General features: G+C 71.7%; 5 protein-coding genes. 4 read left to right on the top strand and 1 reads right to left on the bottom strand.

The features are described 5' to 3' along the window. The first annotated feature begins 176 nt into the window (after positions 1-176). The 4 genes from rplU to proB all read left to right on the top strand — a co-directional run bounded on the left by rplU (position 177) and on the right by proB (position 3,795). On the top strand, positions 177-482 hold the full coding sequence (rplU, locus tag D8M29_RS08125; RefSeq protein WP_002853919.1) for a 50S ribosomal protein L21: 306 nt from the start codon (positions 177-179) through the stop codon (positions 480-482). A 51-nt stretch (positions 483-533) separates the two neighbouring features. After that, positions 534-791 carry a 50S ribosomal protein L27 gene (gene rpmA / locus D8M29_RS08120; protein ID WP_002853915.1) on the top strand — a complete coding sequence of 86 codons (258 nt, stop codon included), beginning with the start codon at positions 534-536 and terminating at the stop codon, positions 789-791. A gap of 169 nt (positions 792-960) precedes the next feature. After that, positions 961-2,508, top strand: a complete 1,548-nt coding sequence (gene obgE / locus D8M29_RS08115) for a GTPase ObgE (RefSeq protein WP_041104897.1) — start codon at positions 961-963, stop codon at positions 2,506-2,508. Between the two features lie 3 nt (positions 2,509-2,511). Further along, complete coding sequence (gene proB / locus D8M29_RS08110; protein WP_238693354.1) at positions 2,512-3,795, top strand: glutamate 5-kinase; 1,284 nt, start codon at positions 2,512-2,514, stop codon at positions 3,793-3,795. A gap of 37 nt (positions 3,796-3,832) precedes the next feature. Here the strand turns inward: proB and D8M29_RS08105 are convergent, their stop codons facing one another. Continuing rightward, positions 3,833-5,275 carry a sodium:alanine symporter family protein gene (locus D8M29_RS08105; protein WP_127435571.1) on the bottom strand — a complete coding sequence of 481 codons (1,443 nt, stop codon included), beginning with the start codon at positions 5,273-5,275 and terminating at the stop codon, positions 3,833-3,835. Positions 5,276-5,466: the final 191 nt, after the last annotated feature.

Here is a 5,466-nt window from a genome sequence, read left to right as displayed (position 1 = left end):
TTCCGAACAGGCCCAATGCCTCGATGTAGCCGCCGATAAAGGTCGCGATCGCCGCCGGGGCCACGGCGTATTCGATGAGCACGGCCATCCCGGTGGCGAAGCCCCCCAGCGGTCCCAGGGCGCGGCGAGCAGAACCCGATCTGATCCATTGAAACGTCGAGAGAAGTGAGTCCCAAGTGGTGTACGCGATTGTCCGCGCTGGCGGCCGCCAGGAGAAGGTTTCCGTCGGAGACCTCGTTACCCTTGACCGCGTTCCCGCTGAGACCGGTGGCTCCGTCGAGCTGCCCGCTCTGATGCTGGTGGACGGGGACGAGGTCAAGGCTGGCGCCGATGCCGCCGGTGTGAAGGTGACCGCCGAGGTCGTCTCCCACTCCCGTGGCAAGAAGGTCGTCATCATGAAGTACAAGAACAAGACCGGCTACAAGAAGCGCCAGGGCCACCGCTCTGAGCTGTCCACGGTCAAGATCACCGGGATCGCCTGAGCCGTCACCGGCACCGGCGAAACCGAGCATCCGAGAGGTTAGGCAACAGCAATGGCACATAAGAAGGCCGGCAGTTCCTCGAAGAACGGCCGCGACTCGAACCCGCAGTACCTCGGCGTCAAGCGCTACGGCGGCGAGGACGTCAACGCCGGCGAGATCATCGTCCGCCAGCGTGGCACCAAGTTCCACCCGGGCCGCAACGTCGGCCGCGGCAAGGACGACACCCTCTTCGCGCTGTCCGCGGGCTCCGTGGCCTTCGGCCAGCGCCGCGGCCGCAAGGTCGTGGACATCGTCCCCGCCGCGGAGTGATCTGACACTCGTGCGGTCTGCGTGCGGACCCTCGCCCGGCGAGGACACCCGCACCCCCTGACGCCCCGGCGGGGGCGGGCCCGGCATCCACCGGACCCGCCCCCGCCGTCGGCGTCTCCGGCCCCTGGGCCGTCTGAGTCCGATCCCTCCAGCCCCTAGGAGCACTCCCATGGCAGCCTTCGTGGACCGCGTGGTCCTCCACCTCACCGCCGGCAACGGCGGGCACGGGTGCGTCTCCGTGCATCGCGAGAAGTTCAAGCCCCTGGGTGGCCCCGACGGCGGCGACGGGGGCGACGGCGGCGACATCACCCTCGTGGTGGACTCGCAGACCACCACGCTGCTGGACTACCACCACGCCCCGCACCGGTCCGCTGAGAACGGCCAGCCGGGCATGGGCGACCACCGCGAGGGCAAGAACGGCCAGTCGCTCGTGCTGCCCGTGCCGGACGGCACGGTGGTCAAGGATGAGCAGGGCAACATCGTGGCCGATCTCGTGGGGGAGGGCGCGACCTACGTCGCCGCCGCCGGCGGTCAGGGCGGCCTCGGCAACGCGGCTCTGGCCTCCGTGAAGCGCAAGGCGCCCGGCTTCGCGCTGCTCGGCCTGCCGGGGGAGAGCCGGGACCTGACGCTCGAGATCAAGACCGTGGCGGACGTCGCGCTCGTGGGCTTCCCCTCGGCCGGCAAGTCCTCCCTCATCGCTGCCCTGTCTGCGGCCCGTCCCAAGATCGCGGACTACCCGTTCACCACGCTCGTGCCCAACCTCGGGGTCGTGCAGGCCGGCGACGTGCGCTTCACCGTGGCCGACGTCCCGGGCCTGATCCCCGGTGCCTCGGAGGGCCGCGGCCTCGGCCTGGAGTTCCTGCGCCACGTCGAGCGCTGCGCCGCGCTCGTGCACGTCCTCGACTGCGGCAGCCTCGAGTCCGACCGCGACCCGATCGCCGACTTCGAGGCCATCGAGGCCGAGCTCGAGGCCTACGCGGTGGAGCCCGTCTTCTCCCAGGGCGGGGAGGGCGTCGTACCGCTGAACGAGCGGCCCCGCCTCATCGCCCTGAACAAGACCGACCTGCCCGACGGCGCCGCGATGGCGGACATGGTCCGCGACGAGCTCGAGGGCCGTGGCCTACGGGTCTTCGACATCTCCGCGCTGGCCCGCGAGGGCCTGGACGCCCTCAAGTACGCCATGGCCGAGCTCGTGGCGGAGGCCCGTTCCCGGGTGGTCGAGCCCGCGCCGGCCGCGCCCGTCGAGGTGCCGCGCCGGCATCGCCGCCGTGGCGAGCGGGCCGAATTCACGATCCGCCGCGAGGAGCGCAACCTCGAGCCGCTGTTCCGCGTGCGCGGCGAGAAGCCCGAGCGGTGGGTCGCCCAGACGGACTTCCAGAACGACGAGGCGATCGGCTACCTTGCGGACCGGCTCCAGCGGGCCGGCGTCGAGGACGGCCTGTTCAAGGCCGGTGCGAGGCCGGGCGACGCCGTCGTGATCGGCGACGACGTCACGGGCGTCGTCTTCGACTGGGAGCCCACGCTGTCCGCGGGAGCCGAGCTGCTCGCCGGGCCCCGTGGCACCGACCTGCGGCTCGACGAGCGCACCCGCGCGACCCGCGCGGAGAAGCGCGCCGAGCAGGATGCCCGCCGGGCCGCCCGTGCGGCGACCCGGGCCGAGATGGAGGCCGAGCGACGCTCCGGCCTGTGGAACGACACCGACGATCGAGAGGGATGATCCATGTCCGTGCGGCGCACCGTCGTCACCCGCTATCCGACCCCCGCCACGCGCGGCTCCGAGGACCCGCGGGCCAACCCCGTGACCTCGCGGGAGACGATGCAGGCCGCACGCCGAGTGGTCGTGAAGATCGGCTCGTCCTCGCTGACCACCCCGGACGGCCTGGACGTGGAGGCCATCGACCGGCTCGTGGACGTCCTCGCCGCCGAGCGGCAGAAGGGCACCCAGGTGGTGCTCGTGTCCTCCGGCGCCATCGCGGCCGGCTTCCCGCACCTCGGGCTGAGCCGCCGCCCCAAGGACACCGCCACCCAGCAGGCCTCGGCGGCGGTCGGCCAGAGCAAGCTCATGGCGCACTACACCACGAGCTTCGGCCGGCACGACACGGAGGTGGCGCAGGTGCTCCTCACCGCCGAAGAGCTCATGCGGCGCACCCAGTACACGAACGCGCACCGCGCCCTCGCGCGGCTGCTCACGCTCGACGTGATGCCGATCGTGAACGAGAACGACGCCGTGGCCACGCGCGAGATCCGCTTCGGCGACAACGACCGCCTCGCGGCCCTCACCGCCAACCTCTGCAAGGCGGACCTGCTGGTCCTGCTCTCCGACGTGGACGCCCTCTACACGGGCCACCCCTCGAACCCGGACGCGCGGCGTATCCCCGAGGTGACCTCCGACGACGACCTGTCCGGCGTCGACGTGCGCGTGCCCGGCTCTGCCGGTGTGGGCACGGGTGGCATGGTGACCAAGGTGGACGCGGCCGGCATCGCGGCCACCACCGGCATCCCGACCCTGCTGACCTCGGCCGCCAATGCGGGCGCCGCCTTCGCGGGGGAGGACGTGGGCACGTGGTTCTCCGCCACCGGCCGCCGCCGGTCCGCCCGCGCGGCGTGGCTCGGCCTCACGGCGGAGGTCCGGGGTCGGCTCATCATCGACGACGGCGCGGTGGCCGGGGCGATCGACCGCGGCCGCTCCCTGCTGGCCGCGGGCATCACCGGCTGCACGGGCGCCTTCACGCCGGGCGACGTCGTCGAGATCGTGGATGCGCATGGCCGGGTGCGGGCGCGCGGCCTCGTGCAGTACTCCTCGTCGCAGCTGCCCGCCATGCTCGGGCGTACGACCGCCGACCTCCGCGAGGACCTCGGCGCGGGCTACGACGGCGTCGTCGTGCACGCCGACGACTGGGTGCGCCTCACCCTAGGCGTCGACCCCCGCACGGTGTCCAGACCGGGCCTCCTCATGCATCGAGGCGGGATATCCACCCCACGGCCGCCCGCGGCAGCCGGATGAGGTCGATATCCCGCCTCGAAACGCGCGGGCGGGGGCGTCAGTCCTGGAGCGGGGAGGTCTTCGGCTCGTCCCGCCAGAGGGCCACGTTCCGCGCCTCGGGCAGGTCGGAGATGTGGAAGCCCGGATCCATGCCCGCCTTGAGCTTGCGCTCGTAGTCCCGGAGCAGCTTCACGGCCAGCCCGCCCAGCGGGATGATCGCCACGAGGTTGATGGTCGCCATGAGGGCCGCGAACGTGTCCGCGAGGTTCCACACCAGCGCCACGGAGCCCAGCGCGCCGCCGACCACGCACACCAGCACGAGCACGCGGAACACGCTGATGGCCCGACCCGCGTGGCGGCCGGCCAGGTACCGGATGTTGGCCTCACCGTAGTAGGTGTTGCCCAGCACGGAGGACCAGGCCAGGAAGAAGATGATGACGGTCAGCGCCGGGCCGGCCCACGCGCCCACGGCCTGCTGGAGCGCACCCTGGGTCACCTGCATGCCGAGCGCCTCCCCGCGTCCGTAGGCCGGGTTGGAGAGCAGGATGACGAACGCGGTGGCCGAGCACACGATCAGGGTGTCGAAGTAGACGCCCAGGGACTGCACGAAGCCCTGCTTGGCCGGGTGGGAGACGGCCGCGGTGGCGGCGGCGTTCGGGGCGGAGCCCATGCCGGCCTCGTTGGAGAACATGCCGCGGCGCACGCCCTGCATCACCATCGTCATGCCGACGGCGGCGCCCGCGACCTCGCGCAGGCCGAAGGCGTGGCCCACGATCAGCGCGATCATGCCCGGGACCTCGGTGATGTTGACGACCATCACGATCAGGGCCAGGAAGATGTAGAACGTGGCCATCACGGGGACCAGCACGTTGGTCACGGCCGAGAGCCGGCGCACGCCGCCGAAGATCACGAGGCCGGTGAGGGTGGCCAGGCCCAGGCCCACGATCCACGCGGTGGTGGAGGACGCGCCCCAGTTGGCCTGCACGGACTCGGAGATCGAGTTGGACTGCACGGCGTTGAACACGAAGCCGTAGGTCACGGTGATGGCGACGGCGAACACGGCCGCCAGCCACTTCGCGCCCAGGCCGTCGCGGATGTAGTACGCGGGGCCGCCGAAGTAGCCGTCCGAGCCCTTCTGCTTGTACAGCTGGGCCAGCGTGGACTCGACGAACGCGGTGGCGCCGCCGATGATCGCCAGCAGCCACATCCAGAACACGGCGCCCGGGCCGCCGATCACGATCGCGATCGCCACGCCGGCCACGTTGCCGGTGCCCACGCGCGAGGCCGCCGAGATGGTGAAGGCGCGGAACGGGCTCACGCCGTCGTTCTCGAACCCGGTCTGGGACTTGGCCGTCACCGACCGCAGCATCTCCGGGAGCATGCGCACCTGCACGCCCACGGTCCGGATGGTGAACCACACCCCGGCCACGAAGAGCAGCGCCATCACGACGTACCAGTACTTGTCGTTGAGGGCCGTGATGGCCGCTGTGATCTGTTCCACTGTCGCTTCCACAGCCCCACCCTAGAGGCTGGGGCGGAGGACGGGGAATCGGGGGCCGGGGTCAGCCGGCGGCGTCGTCCTCGACGCGGAGCTGGATCAGCTGCCCCATCCGCTCGGGCAGGTCCCCCTCGGGGGTGCCGACGCTGGCGTGGCGGGCGGCGGCCCGGGCGAGGTCGTCGGCCAGTTCGTTA

Origin of the sequence: Micrococcus sp. HSID17227 (genome assembly GCF_003989405.1) — a bacterium.
Taxonomy (GTDB): domain Bacteria; phylum Actinomycetota; class Actinomycetes; order Actinomycetales; family Micrococcaceae; genus Micrococcus; species Micrococcus luteus.
The sequence above is the reverse complement of the archived record's forward strand: the minus strand, read 5'-3'. Positions and strand labels throughout refer to the sequence as shown.